Annotated in this window: 14 protein-coding genes; 6 read left to right on the top strand and 8 right to left on the bottom strand. The window is 72.5% G+C overall.

Annotated features, from left to right (window positions below):
* Positions 1–19 precede the first annotated feature (19 nt).
* The 3 genes from ftsH to AB0C01_RS08740 all read right to left on the bottom strand — a co-directional run bounded on the left by ftsH (position 20) and on the right by AB0C01_RS08740 (position 3,378).
* Positions 20–2,038, bottom strand: coding sequence for an ATP-dependent zinc metalloprotease FtsH (gene ftsH / locus AB0C01_RS08750; RefSeq protein ID WP_357252895.1), 2,019 nt, complete (start codon positions 2,036–2,038; stop codon positions 20–22).
* A gap of 475 nt (positions 2,039–2,513) precedes the next feature.
* Positions 2,514–3,089, bottom strand: coding sequence for a hypoxanthine phosphoribosyltransferase (gene hpt, locus AB0C01_RS08745; protein ID WP_357252898.1), 576 nt, complete (start codon positions 3,087–3,089; stop codon positions 2,514–2,516).
* Between the two features lie 100 nt (positions 3,090–3,189).
* Positions 3,190–3,378: a hypothetical protein gene (locus AB0C01_RS08740; protein WP_357253067.1), complete on the bottom strand. Its 189-nt coding sequence runs from the start codon at positions 3,376–3,378 to the stop codon at positions 3,190–3,192.
* Positions 3,379–3,477: 99 nt separating this feature from the next.
* Here AB0C01_RS08740 and AB0C01_RS08735 point away from each other — a divergent pair, with 99 nt between their 5' ends.
* Complete coding sequence (locus tag AB0C01_RS08735) at positions 3,478–4,440, top strand: helix-turn-helix domain-containing protein (RefSeq protein ID WP_357252900.1); 963 nt, start codon at positions 3,478–3,480, stop codon at positions 4,438–4,440.
* Positions 4,441–4,534: 94 nt separating this feature from the next.
* Here the strand turns inward: AB0C01_RS08735 and tilS are convergent, their stop codons facing one another.
* The 3 genes from tilS to dacB all read right to left on the bottom strand — a co-directional run bounded on the left by tilS (position 4,535) and on the right by dacB (position 8,178).
* Complete coding sequence (gene tilS / locus AB0C01_RS08730; protein ID WP_357570772.1) at positions 4,535–5,527, bottom strand: tRNA lysidine(34) synthetase TilS; 993 nt, start codon at positions 5,525–5,527, stop codon at positions 4,535–4,537.
* Positions 5,528–5,537: 10 nt separating this feature from the next.
* The gene (locus tag AB0C01_RS08725) at positions 5,538–6,608 is read right to left on the bottom strand and encodes a zinc-dependent metalloprotease (RefSeq protein WP_357252906.1); all 1,071 of its coding nucleotides are present in this window, start codon (positions 6,606–6,608) and stop codon (positions 5,538–5,540) included.
* Between the two features lie 91 nt (positions 6,609–6,699).
* Positions 6,700–8,178, bottom strand: a complete 1,479-nt coding sequence (gene dacB / locus AB0C01_RS08720) for a D-alanyl-D-alanine carboxypeptidase/D-alanyl-D-alanine-endopeptidase (protein ID WP_357253059.1) — start codon at positions 8,176–8,178, stop codon at positions 6,700–6,702.
* Positions 8,179–8,805: 627 nt separating this feature from the next.
* On the opposite strand from dacB, the gene AB0C01_RS08715 reads away from it, so the two are divergent.
* Complete coding sequence (locus tag AB0C01_RS08715; protein ID WP_091403280.1) at positions 8,806–9,312, top strand: inorganic diphosphatase; 507 nt, start codon at positions 8,806–8,808, stop codon at positions 9,310–9,312.
* Between the two features lie 32 nt (positions 9,313–9,344).
* Here the strand turns inward: AB0C01_RS08715 and eccD are convergent, their stop codons facing one another.
* Complete coding sequence (gene eccD, locus AB0C01_RS08710; protein ID WP_357252910.1) at positions 9,345–10,748, bottom strand: type VII secretion integral membrane protein EccD; 1,404 nt, start codon at positions 10,746–10,748, stop codon at positions 9,345–9,347.
* Between the two features lie 101 nt (positions 10,749–10,849).
* Here eccD and eccCa point away from each other — a divergent pair, with 101 nt between their 5' ends.
* The 4 genes from eccCa to AB0C01_RS08690 all read left to right on the top strand — a co-directional run bounded on the left by eccCa (position 10,850) and on the right by AB0C01_RS08690 (position 17,829).
* Positions 10,850–14,830 (top strand): type VII secretion protein EccCa, encoded by a 3,981-nt coding sequence (eccCa, locus tag AB0C01_RS08705; RefSeq protein ID WP_357570771.1) that lies wholly within the window; start codon positions 10,850–10,852, stop codon positions 14,828–14,830.
* Between the two features lie 86 nt (positions 14,831–14,916).
* Entirely contained in the window at positions 14,917–16,239 is a 1,323-nt protein-coding gene (gene mycP, locus AB0C01_RS08700; protein ID WP_357253061.1) for a type VII secretion-associated serine protease mycosin, read from the top strand.
* Positions 16,240–16,295: 56 nt separating this feature from the next.
* Positions 16,296–17,087, top strand: coding sequence for a phosphatase PAP2 family protein (locus AB0C01_RS08695; RefSeq protein ID WP_357570770.1), 792 nt, complete (start codon positions 16,296–16,298; stop codon positions 17,085–17,087).
* A gap of 37 nt (positions 17,088–17,124) precedes the next feature.
* Complete coding sequence (locus tag AB0C01_RS08690) at positions 17,125–17,829, top strand: phosphatase PAP2 family protein (protein WP_357252919.1); 705 nt, start codon at positions 17,125–17,127, stop codon at positions 17,827–17,829.
* 13 nt (positions 17,830–17,842) lie between these two features.
* Here the strand turns inward: AB0C01_RS08690 and AB0C01_RS08685 are convergent, their stop codons facing one another.
* Positions 17,843–19,021, bottom strand: coding sequence for a MarP family serine protease (locus AB0C01_RS08685; RefSeq protein ID WP_357252922.1), 1,179 nt, complete (start codon positions 19,019–19,021; stop codon positions 17,843–17,845).
* Positions 19,022–19,077: the final 56 nt, after the last annotated feature.

The raw sequence follows: 19,077 nt of genomic DNA, 5'->3' as shown, positions 1-19,077 counted from the left end.
CTGGCCGTCGGGTCGTTACTCAGTGCGTGCCGTCCGAGTTGTTGGACGGCGCACCGCCACCGACGGACGCCTGCGCGCCGTCAGCCTCGGCCTGCGCCTTGAGCTTGTCCTTCTCCGTCGGGGTGAGCACGGGCGGCTCGGTGGACGGCTGGCGCTTGCCGAAGCCGTTGTACGGCGCCAGCGGCGGGCGCTTGACCACCCGGGAGCAGATCCGCGCCATGTCGGCCGTGGAGAGGGTCTCCTTCTCCATCAGCTCGAGCACGATGTTGTCCAGGACGTCCCGGTATTCCACCAGGATCTCCCAGGCCTCGTCGTGCGCCAGCTCGACAAGTGCCCGCATCTCGCCGTCGATCTCGGCGGCGACCGAGTCGGAGTAGTCCCGCTCGTGGCCCATGTTGCGGCCGAGGAACGGCTCGTCTCCGCTGGTGCCGTACTTGATCGCACCGAGCTTCGAGCTCATGCCGTACTGGGTGATCATCGCGCGGGCCAGTTGGGTGGCCTTCTCGATGTCGTTGCCGGCGCCGGTGGTGGGCTCGTGGAAGACCAGCTCCTCGGCGGCCCGGCCGCCCAGCGCGTACGCCAGGGTGTCGATCATTTCGGCGCGGGTCTGGGTGTACTTGTCCTCGGTGGGGAGTACCAGGGTGTGGCCCAGCGAGCGGCCACGCGACAGGATCGTCACCTTGTGCACCGGCGCGGCGTGCGGCAGCGCCCAGGCGACAAGCGCGTGCCCACCCTCGTGGTACGCGGTGATCTTCTTTTCCTGGTCGCTCATCACCCGGGTCCGACGCTGCGGACCCGCGACCACCCGGTCGATCGACTCTTCGAGCGAGTCGTTGCTGATCGCCCTCTGGTCCTTGCGGGCGGTGAGCAACGCGGACTCGTTGATCACGTTGGCCAGGTCGGCGCCGCTGAAGCCCGGGGTGCGCCGTGCCACCGCGTCGAGGTCGACGTCGGGCGTGAACGGCTTGCCCTTGGCGTGCACCCGCAGGACGGCCTTGCGGCCCTCCATGTCGGGGGCGTCCACCGGGATCTGCCGGTCGAACCGGCCCGGGCGCAGCAGCGCCGGGTCGAGGATGTCCGGCCGGTTGGTGGCGGCGATCAGGATGACCCCGCCCTTGGTGTCGAAGCCGTCCATCTCGACGAGCAGCTGGTTGAGCGTCTGCTCACGCTCGTCGTGACCACCGCCCATGCCGGCGCCGCGGTGGCGGCCGACGGCGTCGATCTCGTCGACGAAGACGATCGCCGGGGCGTTGGTCTTGGCCTGCTCGAAGAGGTCGCGGACCCGGCTGGCGCCGACACCGACGAACATCTCCACGAAGTCGGAGCCGGAGATGGAGTAGAACGGCACCCCAGCCTCGCCGGCGACGGCGCGGGCCAGCAGCGTCTTGCCCGTTCCGGGCGGGCCGAAGAGCAGCACACCCTTGGGGATCTTGGCACCCAGGGCCTGGTACTTCGCCGGGTTCTGGAGAAAGTCCTTGATCTCGTGCAGCTCCTCGACGGCCTCGTCGGCACCCGCGACGTCCGCGAAGGTCGTCTTCGGGGTGTCCTTGGTGATCATCTTCGCCTTGGACTTGCCGAAGTTGAGCACCCGGGAGCCGCCACCCTGCATCTGCGACATGAAGAACAGCAGCAGCAGGACGAGCAACGCGATCGGCAGGAGGTTGACCAGCAGGCTCACCCAGATGCTGTCCGAGGAGACCTTGGCGTCGGCCGGGCCGGTGACCCGGTTGGCCGCCTTGGCGTCCAGCACCTCGTTCCAGACCTCGTCACCGACCTGGTACGGGAACTGAGCCTCGATCTTGTTGGTCTCGGTCTTGCCGAACTTGGTCTTCTGGGCCAGGTCCAGTTGGAGCGTCTGCTCCTTGTCCTGGAAGATCACCTTGTTGATCTTGGCGGTGTGGAGCTGGTCGAGCGCAACGGAAGTGTCCACGCGGTGGTAGCTGGGACCAGCGGTGAACAGTTGACTGAGCACAACTGCGCCGAGGATGACCAGGATGATCCAGACCACCGGTCGGCGGAAGAAACGCGTACGTTCCATACTGTTGTCGAGCGCCGGAGCGCCCGCATCCTCCTGATCGACGTCCTGACCATCTGATTGGTGTCGCCGCGGTTAAGCGGCGGTCGGAGCTGCCATGCGGGGCGGCCTCGACCCCGAGGCGCGAAAACTGCCGCGCCGCGGTCATTCGACGGTACACCGTGTACGCGAGGAGCGAGCTCGCGAGCCCCGCACTGGGCGCACCTTTGATATCGATGGCACGCGCCGTGGGCAGGCCCACCAGCCCTGCGACCCGCGTACGGCGGGTCCGGGTGGAAACCGGCGTGGCGGGGAGTCCGGCCCGGCCACCCGACGGCCCGATCACGCGGCCGAGGGGGTCGGGCGCGGAGAAACCTCCGGGCCACCGGGTCCACGGTAGCCGCAAGAGCTGAGAGCGCGCTGAACGTCGGCTCGATGAATGCCGATACGAGTCGACCTCACGCCACTCCGGGTCACCCCGGCGGGCTCGCGGCCGGCGTCAGGAGCGGGCGTAGACCTCGGGCTTGAGCACCCCGACGTACGGCAGCTCCCGGTAGCGCTCACCGAAGTCCAGGCCGTAGCCGACCACGAACTCGGTGGGGATGTCGAAGCCGACGTACTTGACCGGGACCGGCACCTTGACCGCGTCCGGCTTACGGAACAGCGCGACGACCTCCACGCTGGCCGCCGAACGGGACTCCAGGTAGCGCAGCAGCCAGGAGAGGGTGAGCCCGGAGTCGACGATGTCCTCGACGACCACCACGTGCCGACCGGCGATGTCCCGGTCCAGGTCCTTGAGGATGCGGACCACCCCGGACGAGGTGGTGCCCTGGCCGTAGGAGGAGATGGCCATGAAGTCGAGTTCGGCCGGGGGGCCGTTGCGGCCGAGTGCCCGCGCGAAGTCCGCCATGAACATCACCGCACCCTTGAGCACGCACACGAGCAGCAGCCCGTCGTTCACGTGGGAGTAGTCGGCGGAGACCTGCTTGGCCAGCTCCGCCGTCTTCTCGCGAATCTGCGCCTCGGAGATGATCACGTGGTCGATGTCGGCGTCGTACCAGGAGCCGTCAGCCATGACTCCTAGCCTGCCGTACGTCGGATGGCCTCCGTCGGCGGGGCCGCACCTTTTGGCGCGGTCCCGCCCGGGATTTTCTGGGCAAAAGATGCTAAAGGCATCAGTTGGTACGTGACCGCCAGCGGCGGCCGTCGTCGCTGGGCTTCCAGTCCGCCGAATCGTGGCTGTCGACGGTCAGGCCGGCCGCCGAGGCGGCGACGAGCAGGACGAGGAAAAGAAGGAAGAGCAGGAACTCCATGGCGGCGCTCGCTTTCGCATGATTGCTGTCGGTTTCGCCGCCGGTGCGCACCGGACTGAGACCAGTCTGCGACCTGTCGCGCCGACCGGACAGTGGCAGGAATGCCATTGGTCATCGATTTACTGCCACCTCTCGGGTTACCCTCGTCACATGCTCCGGTCCATCGCCGTGCTCGCCCTCGACCAGGTCGCCCCCTTCGAGCTCGGCGTGCTCGCCGAGGTGTTCGGCACCGACCGCACCGCCGACGGTTTTCCCGGCTACCGATTCCAGGTGTGCAGCCCCGACGGCGCTCCGGTGCGTACGTCGTCCGGCTTCCACCTCACCCCGCACGCCGACCTCGGCCCGGTCGAGGAGGCCGACCTGGTGGCCGTTCCCGCGCACAGCCAGGGCACCACCGTTCCCGGCTCGGTGCTCGACGCGCTACGACGGGCCGACGCCCGCGGCGCGTACCTGTTCAGCGTCTGCTCGGGCGCCTTCCTGCTCGGCGAGGCCGGCCTGCTCGACGACCGGGAATGCACGACCCACTGGCGGTACGTGGACGAGCTGCAACGCCGGCACCCACGCGCCCGGGTGCGCTGCAACTCGCTCTACGTCCAGGACGGCCGGCTGCTCACCAGCGCCGGCACGGCGGCCGGCATCGACGCCTGCCTGCACCTGATCCGCCAGGAGCACGGCTCGGCCACCGCGACCCGACTGGCGCGACGGATGGTGGTCCCGCCGCACCGCGACGGCGGCCAGTCCCAGTACGTCGAGGCGCCCATCCCGAAGGCACCCGAGGCACCCACCCTGGAACCGGTGCTGGAGTGGCTGATGGGTCACCTGGACCGGACGACCACTGTCGAGGAGTTGGCCGCCCGCGCCGGGATGGCACCACGCACGTTCGCCCGCCGGTTCCGCGCCGAGACCGGCACCACCCCGCACGACTGGCTCACCAACCAACGGGTGCTGCTCGCCCGGCGGCTGCTCGAAGAGACCCCGTTGAGCGTGGAGGCCGTCGCCGACCAGTCCGGCTTCGGCGACGCCGCAGCGCTGCGCCACCACTTCACCCGCCGGGTCGGCGCCACCCCACACAGCTACCGGACCACCTTCCGGGACCGGGCACACAGCGGCTGACATCGCCACCCAGCAAAGGCGCACCCGTTCGGCAACGCAACGCCTACAACGCTGACCGGCGTCGATCGACGGCGCGGCGAGATGGACGTCGGCGTCAGCTGGGGGTGACCGGCGCCAGCCGATCGGCGCGGCGGAGCACCCGGACACCCCCGGGCAGATCGGTGGGACCCTGACCATGCCAAGCGGTGACCAGCGCGTCCAGGGCGTTGACGTGCCGGTGCGACAGCGCTCCCGGCAGGGCGCCCACCTCACGCGCCCAGGAGTGCAGCACCCGGCCACGCACCGCGGGGGCCAGACCGGCCAGCGCGGGCACGGAGAGGCCTCCCTCGGGGTGCCGTGCCCCGGCCAGCGCCGTCGCCGCCACCTCGTCGAGCGCGGCGTTGTCAGCCGCCACCAGACCGGCGGTACGCGCGAGGTTGTCCACCACGCCGGGTCCGAGCGCCCGCACCAGCGCCGGCAGCAGGTCGGCCCGCACCCGGGAGCGGGCGTACGACGGGTCGGTGTTGTGCGGGTCCTGCCACGGGCTCAGCCCGAGCACGGCACAGGCGGCGCGGGTCTGCGCCCGACCGATCTCCAGCAGCGGACGCAGCAGCGGCACCCCGTTCAGGTCTCGCCGGGCGGGCATTCCGGCCAACCCCCGGGGACCGGCGCCCCGGGCGAGCGCCAGCAGCACCGTCTCCGCCTGGTCGTCGCGGGTGTGCCCGGTGAGCACCGCGACCGCGTTCTGCTGCCGGGCCACCTCGGTCAGCGCCTGGTAACGAGCCTCCCGGGCGGCCGCCTCCGGCCCGCCTGGACGCCCCGCCACCTCCACCCGCACGGCGGTCGCCGACGCGTACCCGAACCCACCGGCCCAGGCGACCACCGCCTCGGCACGCTCCGCGGAGCCGTCCTGCAATCCGTGGTCGACCGAGACCAGCACGGCGGCGCGACCCAGTCGAGGCGCCACGAACGCGGTGGCCGCCGCGAGGGCGAGCGAGTCGGCTCCGCCGGAGCAGGCGACAAGCACCGGCCCACCGGACGGCAGACCGGTCAGGGCGCGCCGGACCGCCACCCGGATCGCGGCCACCGGCGGGGCGAGCGCGGCCACCGCTGGGTGGTCAGCCAGCTGCCCGAATGGTGCCGGCCGGGCCGTGCACCCGGGCCACCCAGGCATCCGGGTCACCCAACTCGGACAGCCGGGGCAGCGTGAGCGGCGAGTTGAAGATCGAGTTGAAGCCGTCCATGCCGACCCGTTCCACCACGCCGTGCACGAACTTGCGCCCCTCGGCGTACTGGCGCATCTTGACGTCCACCCCGAGCAGCCGGCGGATGGCCTTCTCCAGCGGGTTGCCCGCCTCCCTGCGTCGGTTGAACGACGCCCGGATCCGCTCCACGCTCGGGATCACCTGCGGACCAACGCCGTCCATCACGAACTCGGCGTGCCCCTCCAGCAGGGTCATCAAGGCGGTGAGCCGGTCCAGCACCGCCCGCTGCGCCGGGGTCTGCACGATGTCCAGCACGCTGGTGCGGCTCTCCGGGTCACGGACCGCCTCGGAAAGCGTGGCCACCCCGCGCCGCAGGCGCTCGACGACATGCTCACTGCCGCTGGACGAGGCGTCGACGAACGCCTGCACCTCGCCGAGGAAATAGGCCCGCATCCACGGAACGGCGGTGAACTGGGTCCGGTGGGTGACCTCGTGCAGGCACACCCAGAGCCGGAAGTCCCGCGGGTCCGCACCGAGCTTGCGCTCCACCTCGACGATGTTCGGTGCGACAAGCAGCAGTTGGCCCGGGTCGGCCGAGAAGACCTCGTACTGCCCGAGCACCCGACCGGAGAGGTACGCCAGCACGGTGCCGGCCTGCACCCCGGTCAGCCGAGAGCCGACCGCCTCGGTCAACGCACCCGGCTGCTTGTCGCCGGACAGCCGGCTCACCAGCGGAGTGATCACCTCGCGAAGGCCGGCAATGTTCGTCGCCGCCCAGTCGCGCCGGTCGACCACCCGAACCGGCGGATGCGCCACCTGCGCCCGCAGCCCCGTGTAGTCGGCCACGTGTCCGGCCGCCTCATCGGTCAGCCGGCGCAGGTCGCCGACCACGTCGGTGGCCTCGGAGTACGACACCCGGGGGCCCGACTTGCTCAACGCCCCCGCGGTGGCGGCGGCCAGATCCCAGTCCACGAACTGCGCCATGGACCCACCGTACCCGCGCCGCGACACCCCGGCCCGCGCTCGCGATCCCGATCGACGGCGATGGCGTCCCCGGTAGGGGTCGGAGTGACGGTCAGCGACAGCCGCAGCCGGCCAGCGCTGCGGTGATCCGATCCAGCGCCGGTTGGGCGGTTTCCTTTCCGCCCGGCACCCGATCCGTGAGCACCGCGAAGGTGAGTAGCCGACCATCGGCGGTGGTGACCAGACCCGCAATGGAGTGCACGGCGGTCAGTGTGCCGGTCTTCGCCCGGACGCTGCCCGCCCCGGCGGCGGTGCCGGCGGCGGTGCGGTAGCGCTCGTCCAGGGTCCCCGACCAGCCGCCCACCGGCAGACCGCCGAAGACGCCCGCCAACTCCGGATGATCCGGGCTGGCGGCCAGTCGGATCAGGTCGGTCAGCAACGACGGGCTGATCCGGTTGTTGCGGGACAGTCCGCTGCCGTCGGACAGGGTGATCTCGTCGGCGGGCAGGCCCAACTCGGCCACCTCCGCGTCCATCGCGGCGGCGCCACCGTCGAACGAGGCCGGCTGGTTGCGGGCCATCGCGACCTGACGGGCCAACGCCTCGGCCACCAGGTTGTCACTCTCGCTGATCATGATGTCGACCAGCCGGATCATCGGCGGAGACTGCACCACACCCAGCTCGCTGCCCGGCGCCGGGGTGCCACCGGCCGCGGCGGGCGCCGGTGCCGTGCCCCGCTTCACGGCGTCGCCCGGCACACCGAGCAGGCGGGCGAACGCCTTTCCGGCGGCCAGGTCCGGCTCGGCGAACCGCGCCGCGGCCCCGTGCGGGACGCTCGGATCCCGGCGTGCGCCGTCGGTCATCAACGCCGTCACCGCGCCACCGGACCCACCGGTGGGGATGTCGTCGTCCCAGCCTGGGCCGTAGACCGGGCCGGAGTAGACCGAACCGTCGACGGTGACACTGGTCGGGGTGGTGCCGCCGAGCGCCGTACGCACCTGGGCGGCCAACTCGTCGAGCCGCGCCGCGCCCGGGTAGTAGCCCTTCTTGTCGATCGCGAGGGTGGGATCGCCACCACCGATGATCACCACCTCGCCGGCCTTCGTGCCGGCCACGGCGCGAGTGGGGATCCGGTAGCCGGGTCCCCGGGCTGCCAGTGCCGTGACCGCGGTCGCCAGTTTGGTCACCGAGGCGGGCACGGTGCCGTCGTCCGCCCCCTTGTCGAACAGCGTCTGGCCGGAGATGACATCGGCCACCGAGACGTTCACCCGATCGCCTAGGGCGGCGACCCCGACAAGTGGGTCGAGCGCGGCACGAACCCCGTCCGCGGTGGGTACCGGAGCGTTCGGGTCCGGGCCGGACAACACGTCCGCCGGGTCCGGCTCCGGGGTCGCGCCCACGGCGTTCGGCGCGGACCCGGCGTCGTCGCCCAGCCATCCAGCGACCGGGCCGGGTCGGACGACGACGACGCCGACACCGGCGAGCACCAGCAGCAGCACGACGGCCAGCACCACCGGCAGCCGCCGCCGACGAGCGGGGGCGACCGGTGCGGGGGCCGGCGCGGCGCCGGCGGGCGACGGCAACGCGGAGATCGGCGGACCCAGCGGTGGGGCGCCACCGGGGGTGGCGGTCGGACCGGGCCACGCACCGGGCGGAGCCGGACTGACCGGGACGGACGCGCTCCCGCGCGACGGACCACCCGAGGTCGGGCCCGGCGGAGCCGGACTGACCGGGACGGACGCGCTGCCGCGCGGCGGGCCACCCGAGGTCGGGCCGGGCGGGGCCGAACTGACCGGGACGGACGCGCTCCCGCGCGGCGGGCCACTCGTCGGCCGGTCACCGCCGGCTACCGGAAAGCGGCCGTTGTTCGGGATGGGCGGGGTCGAGCCGGGGGGGCGCCAGGGCATTGGTGGGGGCGTCCCGGTTGCCGGCGTCCCTGGCTCGGAAGCCCGGGGCAGGTGGGCCTCCGGCACCGGGACCCGGCCCGTGGCGCCGCCGGAGCCGGATCGTCCGGTACCGTGCGCGGAGCCCCCGTCCGGGCGGTAGTGTGAATCTTCCCTCCCCACGACCCCCTCCTCCCCCAGCGAAAATCGGCTTGGGTGACACTACTTCGGTCCGAAGACTATGCGGCGGCCGGAGTCGGCGGGTGGGCATTCACCTGTCCGGAGGGGCCGCCAGTGGTTCCGTTAGCCAGCGTGGGCAGACGAGGGAGCGTGCAGATGGATTTCGACGTGACGGTTGAGATCCCCAAAGGTCACCGGAACAAGTACGAGGTGGACCACAAGACCGGCCGGATCCGGTTGGACCGCACTCTCTTCACCTCCACCCAGTACCCGGCCGACTACGGGTTCATCGAGGGCACTCTGGGCGAGGACGGCGACCCGCTGGACGCGCTGGTGCTGGTCCCCGAGCCGACCTTCCCGGGTTGCCTGATCCGCTGCCGCACCATCGGCATGTTCCGGATGACCGACGAGAAGGGCGGGGACGACAAGGTCCTCTGCGTGCCCTACGAGGATCCTCGCCAGGAGCACCTGCGCGACATCCACCACCTCGGCGAGTTCGACCGGCTGGAGATCCAGCACTTCTTCGAGGTGTACAAGGACCTGGAGCCCGGCAAGTCGGTGGAGGGCGCGACCTGGGTCGGCCGCACCGAGGCCGAGGCCGAGATCCACGCCTCGTACCAGCGGGCCAGGGACGCCGAGGCGCGCGGCGAATCCATGCACTGACGTACCACCGACGCACCGGGCCCGGGGGCCGCTCAACCGAGCAGCCCCCGGGCCCGGTCGTACAGGTCGAGCACCGCGCAGGCGATCGGCACCACGGCGACCGCCAGGGCCGTGTCGGTGAGGTCCGCGATCCTTCCGAGGTACGGCGAGACCGGCCGGCGGGCGTATCCGGTGCCGCTGGCGGCGGCCACCAGGGCCAACGCCGCACCGCCCAGGACCAGCGCCAACCGCCCGACGTCGTCGGCCCGGCCAACGAGCACCACGCCCAGCACGGTGTAGCCGGCCAGCCCGGCCAGCACCGTGGGGACCCGGTGCCGCAACGCCACGAACAGCCGCGACCGCAGCAGCAGCACGGCCGAGGTGACCGCCAGCAGCACCCAGCCGGCCGTCGTGCCGGCAACCCCGAGTACGACCGCGGCGGCCACCGCCAGCAGGGCGTGCCCGATCAACATCCCGGTGAGCACCTCCTCGGTGCGGGTCACCGCCGCGTTCACCCGGCTCCGGTCCGGCAGATCCCGGGATCGCTCCGGCCCTTCGGTGGGGGTCGAGGTCGGCAGGGTGATCGGCGGCAGGGGGAGCTTGCCCAGCCGGATGGCCAGCAGCGGAATGACGCCGACGGCGAAGACCAGGGCGCTGAGCAGCACCGCCGCCGCGCCGGCCGGGCTGAGCAGCAGCCCACCGAGCGCCGACCCGGCACCGATCAGGCCGACCGTCACACCGGCCACGAAGACCCGTAGCCGGCTGGCCACTCCGAGCAGGCCGATCAGCGCCACCAGCGACAGCGCCACCGAGCCGGCCAGCAGCTCGGGCGCGCCCACCCAGCGGACCGGCCCGACCGGCCCGACCGGGTCGCCGGAGCCGACCGCGAGGGCGCCGGCCGTGAACGCGTACGGCAGCGCGTAGCCGCCGAGTGTCGCCCCGGCGGTGCCGTCGCCGTTGGCGCGGGAGGCGACCGCACCGGCCACGGTGAGCAGCAGCGCCACCACGGCGGCGGCCAGCCAGCCGGCCCGGTACGTCGGGCCGCCGACGAGCAGGGCGAGCAGCCCGACGGTGAGCGGGACGGCCGCACCGGCGAGACCGGCGGCCCGGGTGGCGGTGGGCGACCAGGCGCCGCCACGGCGGCGGGCACCGTCGGCGATCGCCTCGACCACGTCGTCGTACTCCAGCTCGGGCCAGTGCGCGCGGGCCGGCACGAGGTGCAGCACCTCACCGTCGCGGACCCCCTGGGGCAGCAGTGCCTGTGCGGTCGTCAGCAGCGCGCCGTCGGTGCGGCGCAGAACCCAGCCGCCGTGCTGTTCGCCGTCGTCGGCCAGCCCGACGCCGGCGTGCCGGAGCACGTCGGGCAGCAGCTCGGCGAGAGGCACCTGCTCCGGCAGGGCGACGTCCACCCGTCGTTGCGGCGCGCTGATGGTGACGCGGGCCAGACCGGTAGTCATCGACTGGTCTCCATCTCGGGAGGGATCGGAGGCTGTGCGGACGACAGGACTTTACCTACCATGAGTCCGGCTCGGGTTACCCAGCGCAGTCAGGAGGCCGAGTGTCGACAGTCGTCATCAAGCGCCCACCACGTCGACCGGCGCCGGAGATCCCCGCCGGCGAACTGCCGGTCGAGGCACCGCCGGAGATCCCCGTGGTGACCGGTGGACGGTGGCAGCAGATGCTCATGCTGCTGCCCATGCTCGGGGGTACGGTCGCGATGGCGATGATGTTCGGCCGGGGCGGCGGCGCCTACTCGTACGTGGTCGGTGGGATGTTCGGGCTCTCCTCGCTGGCGATGCTGGTGACCTCCTGGGGCAGCGCCTCCGGCACGCCGAAGAAGTCCGAGATGATGGCCGCCCGCCGGGAGTACCTGCGCCACCTGGCCACGCTGCGGCGGCGGGTGCGACGCACCGCGGGACAGCAGCGGGCCGGGCTCTACTACCGGCACCCGGACCCGGGCGTGCTCTGGTCGACGGTGGACAGTCACCGGGTCTGGGAACGACGTCCCGCCGACCCGGACTTCGCGGTGGTCCGGGTCGCCGTCGGGCCGCAGACCCTGGCCACCCCGCTCGTCCCACCCGTCACCCGGCCGCTGGAGGAGCTGGAGCCGATGACCGCCGGGGCGTTGCGCCGCTTTCTGGACGCGTACTCCGTGGTGCCGGACCTGCCGGTGGCCCTGTCGTTGCGCAGCTTCGCCCGGGTGCACGTGCGTCCCGCCGGCCGGAGCGGGGGCGGCGCCCCGGCCACCGGTGGGCCACCCACCGGCGACCCGGCGGCGCAGGCACTGGTCCGGGCGGTGCTGACCCAGCTCGCGGTCTTCCACGCCCCCGACGAGCTGCTCGTCGCCGTCTGCGCGGGACCGGAACGCCGCGCCTGCTGGGAGTGGGTGAAATGGCTCCCGCACGCCCACCATCCGAGCCGCACCGACGCGCTCGGCCCGGTACGGCTGGTCACCAGCTCCGCCGCCGAGTTGGAACGGCTGCTCGCCGACGTGCTGGCCAGCCGGTCGCGGTTCAGCCCGGCCGGACCCGCCACCGACGGCCCGCACGTGGTGGTGGTGCTCGACGGCGGCGACCTGACCGGCGCCAGTGACCTGACCGGTGACGGCGGCATCGATGCGCTCACCGTGCTGGACCTGGACACCCCGCCGCCCCGGCTGCTCGACAGGTACGCGCTGCTGCTGGAGTTGCACGACCGACGGCTGCACTCGTGGTCGTCCGACGGGCACGCCGAGGTGGGCACCGCCGATCAGTTGGACCTCGCCGACGCCGAGGCGGTCGCCCGACGGTTGGCGCCGCTGCGGCTCGCCGGCGCGGCCCGCGGACCGGACGCCCCGCTCCAGGCGGACCTGGGCCTTCCCGAACTACTCGGGCTCGGTGACCCGGAAAGCTTCACCGCTGAGCAGGGCTGGCTGCCGCGCTCGGCACGGGACCGGCTGCGGGTGCCGATCGGGGTGGGCGCGGATGGCGGCGCGATCGAGCTTGACCTCAAGGAGTCCGCCCAGGACGGGATGGGACCGCACGGCCTGCTCATCGGGGCGACCGGCTCCGGTAAGTCCGAGCTGCTCCGCACGCTGGTGTTGGGGCTCGCCGCCACGCACAGCTCCGAGCAGCTCAACTTCGTGCTCGTCGACTTCAAGGGTGGCGCCACCTTCGCCTCGTTCGACAGGTTGCCGCACACCGCGGCGGTGATCACGAACCTGGCCGACGCGTTGCCGCTGGTCGACCGGATGGTCGACGCGATCAACGGGGAGTTGGTCCGCCGGCAGGAGCTGCTGCGCCGCGCCGGCAACTTCGCCAGCGTGCGCGACTACGAGCGGTCCCGGGCGGCCGGCAGCCCACTGGCCCCGCTGCCGTCGCTGCTGCTGATCTGCGACGAGTTCTCCGAACTGCTCTCCGCCAAGCCCGACTTCATCGACCTGTTCGTGCAGATCGGCCGGCTGGGCCGGTCGCTCGGCGTGCACCTGCTGCTCGCCAGCCAGCGGCTGGAGGAGGGGCGGCTCCGTGGGCTGGACACCCACCTGTCGTACCGGATCGGGTTGCGAACCTTCTCCGCGTTGGAGTCGCGCACGGTGCTCGGGGTGCCGGACGCGCACGAGCTGCCCCGCTCGCCGGGGCACGGCTACCTGCGCGCCGGCACCGACCCGCTGGCCCGGTTCAAGGCCGCGTACGTCTCCGGTGCCGTCCGCCGGCGGACCGCGCCGGCCGGCGTCGCGGCCGAGGGGGGTGCCCGGCTACTCACCTTCACCACCCACGTGGTGCCGGTGCCCGAGCCGGCGACCCCGGTCGTGCCCGCCGCCCCGGAGGAGGAGGACCGGGAGACACTGCTCGACCTGCTGGTGGACCGGCTCGTCGGGCAGGGGCCACCAGCGCACCAGGTCTGGCTCCCGCCGCTCGGTCCGCCACCGGCCCTGGACGAGCTGCTCGGCCCGGTCGAGGTGGACCCGGAGCGCGGGCTCAGCGTGGGCAACCCGGAGCTGCACGGCTCGCTGGGAGTGCCACTGGCCGTCGTGGACAAGCCGTTGGAGCAGCGCCGGGACCTGCTCTGGCTGACGCTGGACGGGGCCGCCGGGCACGTCGCGGTGGTCGGTGCGCCACAGAGCGGCAAGTCCACCGCGCTGCGTACGCTGATCTGCGCGTTGGCGCTCACCCACACCCCGGTCGAGGTGCAGGTCTACTGCCTGGACTTCGGTGGCGGCGGGCTGGCCGCGTTGCGCGACCTTCCGCACGTGGGTGGGGTGACCGGTCGGGCCGACCCGACCGCCGTCCGGCGCACCGTCGGCGAGATGAGCACCGTGCTGGCCGATCGGGAACGCCGCTTCGCGGAGTTGGGCGTGGAGTCGATGGCCGCGTACCGGCAGCGGCGGGCCGCCGCTCCAACGACAAGCCAGCTCGGGGCCGATCCGTTCGGCGACGTGTTCCTGGTGATCGACGGTTGGAGCACGGTCCGGGGCGAGTACGACGATCTGGAACCGCTGATCACCGACCTGGCCACCCGGGGACTGTCGTACGGGCTGCACGTGGTCGCCACGGCGCTGCGCTGGCTGGACTTCCGGCCGGCGATCCGGGACCTGTTCGGCTCCCGGCTGGAACTGCGCCTTGGTGATCCGTCCGACTCGCTGGTGGCCCGGCGTGCCGCCGCCAACGTGCCGGAGCGCTCCGGTCGGGGGGTGACCGCGGAGGGCCTGCACTTCCTCACCGCGCTGCCCCAGCTCGCCGATCACGGAGAGACCGCCGATCTGGTCAAACGGGTCGCCGGCAGTTGGGGTGGCCCGTCGGCGCCCCGGGTGCGGCTGCTCCCGCCGGTGCTGCCGTACGCCGAAATGGACCTGACCGCGACGACCGGGCTGCGGTTGCCGATCGGGATCGCGGAGGCGGACCTGCGGCCGGTGTGGCTCGACTTCGCCACCGAGCCTCACTTCGTGGTCTTCGGGGACTCGGAGTGCGGCAAGTCGTCGTTCCTGCGCGCGTTGGCCTCGTCGATCACCACCCGGTTCACCCCCGAGCAGGCCCGGGTGATCCTGGTCGACTACCGGCGCAGTCTGCTCGGCGCCATCGAGACGCCGCACCTGATCGGGTACGGCACCGCCGCGGCGCACACCGCCGAGCTTGTCGAGTCGGCCGCCGGTTACCTGGAGCGGCGTGCCCCCGGGCCGGAGGTCACCCCGCCACAACTGCGGGATCGATCCTGGTGGTCCGGGCCGGAGCTGTTCGTGCTCGTCGACGACTACGACCTGGTGGCGGCCGGGCCGGCCAACCCGCTGCGGGCGCTGGAGGAGCACCTGCCGCACGCCCGTGACGTCGGGCTGCACCTGGTGCTGGCCCGCCGGTCCGGTGGCGCGGGCCGGGCCCAGTACGAGCCGATCGTGCAACGGCTGCGGGAGCTGTCCACCGCCGGCCTGGTGATGGCGGGCAGCCCGGAGGAGGGTGCGCTCGTCGGACCGGTGCGGCCGGGGCCGCTGCCGCCGGGGCGTGGTCGGTTGGTCACCCGGCGGGAGGGCGTACGCCTCGTTCAGCTCGCACAACTGCCGCCACAATGACCCGACTCGCCGGTTCTTCCCGTGACGGGTGGGGAAACCGGTAATCTCCGATCGTCATGGTTCCGTCGGGATGAATGGCTGGGGATGTGACAGGGGTGCGGCACAGCGGTCCGTCGGCCGCCCGACGGGCGACCGTCCGGGCGCTGCTCGGTGCGGCCGCGGCGCTCGCCGTCGTCGCGCCGACCGCGGCGGCCGTACCCGTGACCGCGCCCAGCCACGGCGGCCAGTTGGCCGGCGGGCCGACGGTGTTCGCCCCCGGCGACACGATCGCTCGCACCGATCAGGTCCGCGACGAGCAGTGGCAGCTCGACGAGTTGCAGGCCGAGACGGCCTGGCGCAGCTCGACCGGCCGGGGCGTGACCGTCGCGGTGGTCGACTCCGGGGTGGACGGCAGCCATCCGGACCTGGTCGGCCAGGTGCTGCCCGGTCAGGATCTGGTCGGCTCCGGCGGCGGCGCGGGACCGGATCCGGTGGGGCACGGCACGACAGTCGCCGGCCTGATCGCCGGCCGCAAGGACGACAAGCGGGGCGTGGTCGGCCTCGCGCCGGACGCGCGGATCCTGCCGGTCCGGGTGCTCGACGAGGACAACCGCTACGACGACGCGCTGATCGTGGCCCAGGGGGTCCGCTGGGCGGTCGATCACGGCGCCCGCGTGATCAACCTGTCGCTGGGCGGCAGCGGCGACAGCCCCGCCCTGGCGGCGGCCTTGGACTACGCGTTCGTCCGGGACGTGGTCGTGGTCGCCTGCACCGGCAACCTGGCCACCTCCAGCAGCACCAAGGTGTGGTATCCGGCGCGTGAGCCGGGGGTGATCGCGGTCGCCGGCCTGGAGCGCAACAGCGAGGACCTGTGGTCCGGGTCGATCACCGGCCGGGCGACGGTGCTCAGCGCTCCCGCCACCGGGCTGGTCGGCGCCAAACCCCCGAGCGGGTACTGGCGGGTGCAGGGCACCAGCTTCGCCGCGCCACTGGTGGCGGCCACCGCCGCGCTGGTCCGGTCCCGCTATCCCCAGATGTCCGCGGGTGAGGTGGTCAACCGCTTGCTGACCACCGCCCGGGACCTCGGGCCGACCGGCCGGGACGACCGCTTCGGGTACGGGATGGTCGACCCGGTGGCCGCGTTGAGCGCCGACGTGCCATCGGTGACCGCGAACCCGCTCGATGATCAGACGTCGCCGGGGGTGACCGGCTTCGGTCCGGCTCCCGGCTCCGCTGACGACTCGGTGGCCGGCGCCGGCAGCAATCCGCTCGGTCTCGCCGCTCCTCGTCAGCAGAGCCGGTGGACGGCCCGGGCCGCTGGTGGCGAGGACACGTCGGCACCGGAGCAACTGTGGACCGGGTTCATGCTTCTCGTCGCCCTGACCGGCGGCGCCACCCTGCTGGTGCGCCGGCTCCGCCAGCGGTCCTGATGATCGAGGCCCACCGGCAGGCCTGACCGGCCGAATGGTGGGGTAGAACGGTTCGCATGAGCGCGCCCGGCCCACGTACCCTCGGCACCGCCCGGCACCCGTCCTGGCGGCGCCGCCGACTCGACCCGGACCATTCGCTCGGGCTGCGGCTCACCCTGGCCGCGACGGCGGCGTTCCTGGTGCTCGTGCCTTTCGCGCTGCTCGCGCTGCTGGTGCTCGGCGCCTGGGCACCGCTGCACCGGCTGGACACGGCGGTCACCGAGGCGCTGCACGGTTACGCCGTCGACCACCCGGCCTGGGTCGTGCTGATGCACACCTGGACCGAGGTGTTCGCGCCGATGCCGCTGCGGGCAGCCGCCCTGCTCGTGGTGATCTGGCTGCTGCGCCGGGGAGCCCGCCGACTGGCCCTCTGGGCGACCACCACCATGGTGGTGGGTGGGCTGTTCGGCCCGTTGCTGAAGCTGCTCGTCGGCCGGGACCGACCGGAGCTGCTCGACCCGGTGGCGCGGGCCGCCGGCTATTCGTTCCCGTCCGGTCACGCGTTGAACGCCACCCTGACCGCCGGGGTGCTGCTGCTGGTGTTTCTGCCGTACGTCGGCCGGGGAGTGGCACGGGTCGCGCTCTGGGTCGGCGCGCTGCTGCTCACCGTGGTGACCGGGTTGAGCCGGGTGGCGCTCGGTGTGCACTTCACCAGCGACGTGCTCGGCGGTTGGCTGCTCGGCGTGGCGGTGGTCGCGGCGACCACCGCCGCGTTCACCAGTTGGCGGGCGCACACCGGCCTGCGACCGGTCCGGCCGGCCCGCGACGGCGTCGCTCCCGAGATCGAGCGGCACCCCGGCGCGACCTGAGGCGTGCCGACGACGCCGAACGGGTACTTGCCGGCTCATGCCCGACACCGTGGTCCAGATCGTCCGGCGGGTGCTGCTGCCGGTGTCCCTCCTGTTCGGCGTCATGGTGCTGCTCGGAGTGCTGGTCACCCGGGTGCTCGCCCGGACCTGGCCGTTCACCGTCGAGGACGCGGTGAATCGGGAGTTCGCCGGTGACCGCACCGGCGGTTGGAACAACGTCTCGCTGGTGTTCAGCACACTGGCCAGCACCCAGATGATCGTCGTGGTCACCGTACTGGTGGCGCTGGCGCTGCGGCTCTGGCTGAACCGCTGGCGGGAGCCCCTGTTCCTGTGCGCGGCGGTCACCGCCCAGGCGCTGGTGTTCCTGCTGACCACGATGGTGATCGACAGGCAGCGGCCGGCGGTGGAGCACATGGACGTCTCGCCGCCCACGTCGAGCTTCCCGTCCGGGCACACCTCGGCGGCGGTGGCGCTCTACGTCGGCATCGCCGTGCTGATGGCGCTGCGGGTCCGCAGCACCGGGGCGAAGGTCGCCTGGTGGACGCTGCTGCTGATGGTGCCGCTGGGCGTGGCGTTGACCCGGATGTATCGGGGGATGCACCACCCGAGCGACGTGGTGGCGTCCTTCCTCAACGGCGGCACCTGCGTCGCGATCATGGCCCGTGCCGTGCTGGACCGCGGGCTGCGGTGGGGTCGGGCGAAGCTGCCGACCGCGCGACGAGCCGCGTCGGCCCCCAGCTGACCCCGCACGGCGGTCAGGTGCACTCGCCGGTGCCGACCTGCCGGTTACGTTCGGCACCGGCCAGCGCGACCGGGCGGGCCTCGGCCGCGGTCACCGCGAAGCCGGTGTTCGAGTCGTCGACCGCCGCCGCGAAGATCACGCCGAGCACCAGGCCGTTGGAGGAGAGCAGCGGACCTCCCGAGTTGCCGCTGCGGACCAGCGCCCGGATCGTGTAGATCTCCCGGGTGACGTCACCGTCGGAGTAGATGTCCGGTCCCTTGATCCGGTCGACGTCGCGGATCCGCGCCGACTGCGCGTTGTAGGGGCCGTCGAGCGGGAAGCCGAGCACGATGGCGTCGGCGCCGCTGCCCGCGTTACCGGCGGCGAACCGCAGGGACGGACCGGGCAGTCCGGGTACGAGTAGCACGGCCAGGTCCCGGTCCGGGTCGTAGACCACCACCTTGCCGTCGTACCGCTCGCCGCCCAGCTCCACGGCGACCGTACGGGTCCCGGCGACGACGTGCGCGTTGGTCATCACCCGGTCGTCGGCGTAGACGAAGCCGGAACCCTCGATGCGGCGTGAACAGCTGGGTGCGGAGCCGAGCACCTTGACGACCGACCGCTGCCCGTTGACCACCACCTGTGAGCCGGCCAGTGCCGGGTCGGGCGGCTCGACCTGGCGGGCGCGCGTGGGCGCGAGGTCACCGAAGACGTCCGGGAACCCGTCGGTGTCGAGAGTGTCCTGCAACGCCGTGGTCAGATCGTGGGCCTGGTTGGGCAGGACCCGGTTCACCACCGTGATCAGCGCGCTGTTGCGCACCGCGGCGGCGATCCAGGGCACCGCGGACGAGCCGAACGGCACGGCGATCAGCCAGGCGAACAGGAGCACCGCGAGCAGTGAGACGACGGCTCCGCCGATGTCGTCGGCCCGCCTGCCCACCTCACTGGTGATCGTCTTACGCAGGCGTGAGCCGAGCCAACCGGCGAGCGCCTGACCGATCACTGCCAGCCCGAAGATCGCCACCAGCGAGATCAGCACCCGGGCGACGGGATCCACGAACTGCCTGGCGAACAGCGGCCCGAGCTGGAGGCCCAGCAGCAGGCCCAGGAAGAACCCGGCGAGCGACAGGATGCCGATGGCGAAGCCCTGACGGTATCCGCTGATCGCGAACAGGAGCATGAGCAGGAGCAGCAGCAGATCCACGACGGACACGGGTCAAGCGTACGGGCAGTGTGCCCACCGGATGACCATCGCTTGCGGAAAGTGAA

The organism is Micromonospora sp. NPDC048905, assembly GCF_040649655.1.
Classification (GTDB): Bacteria; Actinomycetota; Actinomycetes; order Mycobacteriales; family Micromonosporaceae; genus Micromonospora.
Note: the sequence above shows the minus strand (reverse complement) of the source record. Positions and strands in the feature narration are given on the sequence as shown.

Coding starts and splice junctions, on each gene's coding strand:
- ftsH (WP_357252895.1), bottom strand. CDS start 2,038: ATGGAACGTACGCGTTTCTTCCGCCGACCGGTGGTCTGGATCATCCTG.
- hpt (WP_357252898.1), bottom strand. CDS start 3,089: ATGGCTGACGGCTCCTGGTACGACGCCGACATCGACCACGTGATCATC.
- AB0C01_RS08735 (WP_357252900.1), top strand. CDS start 3,478: ATGCTCCGGTCCATCGCCGTGCTCGCCCTCGACCAGGTCGCCCCCTTC.
- AB0C01_RS08725 (WP_357252906.1), bottom strand. CDS start 6,608: ATGGCGCAGTTCGTGGACTGGGATCTGGCCGCCGCCACCGCGGGGGCG.
- AB0C01_RS08715 (WP_091403280.1), top strand. CDS start 8,806: ATGGATTTCGACGTGACGGTTGAGATCCCCAAAGGTCACCGGAACAAG.
- eccD (WP_357252910.1), bottom strand. CDS start 10,748: ATGACTACCGGTCTGGCCCGCGTCACCATCAGCGCGCCGCAACGACGG.
- AB0C01_RS08695 (WP_357570770.1), top strand. CDS start 16,296: ATGAGCGCGCCCGGCCCACGTACCCTCGGCACCGCCCGGCACCCGTCC.
- AB0C01_RS08690 (WP_357252919.1), top strand. CDS start 17,125: ATGCCCGACACCGTGGTCCAGATCGTCCGGCGGGTGCTGCTGCCGGTG.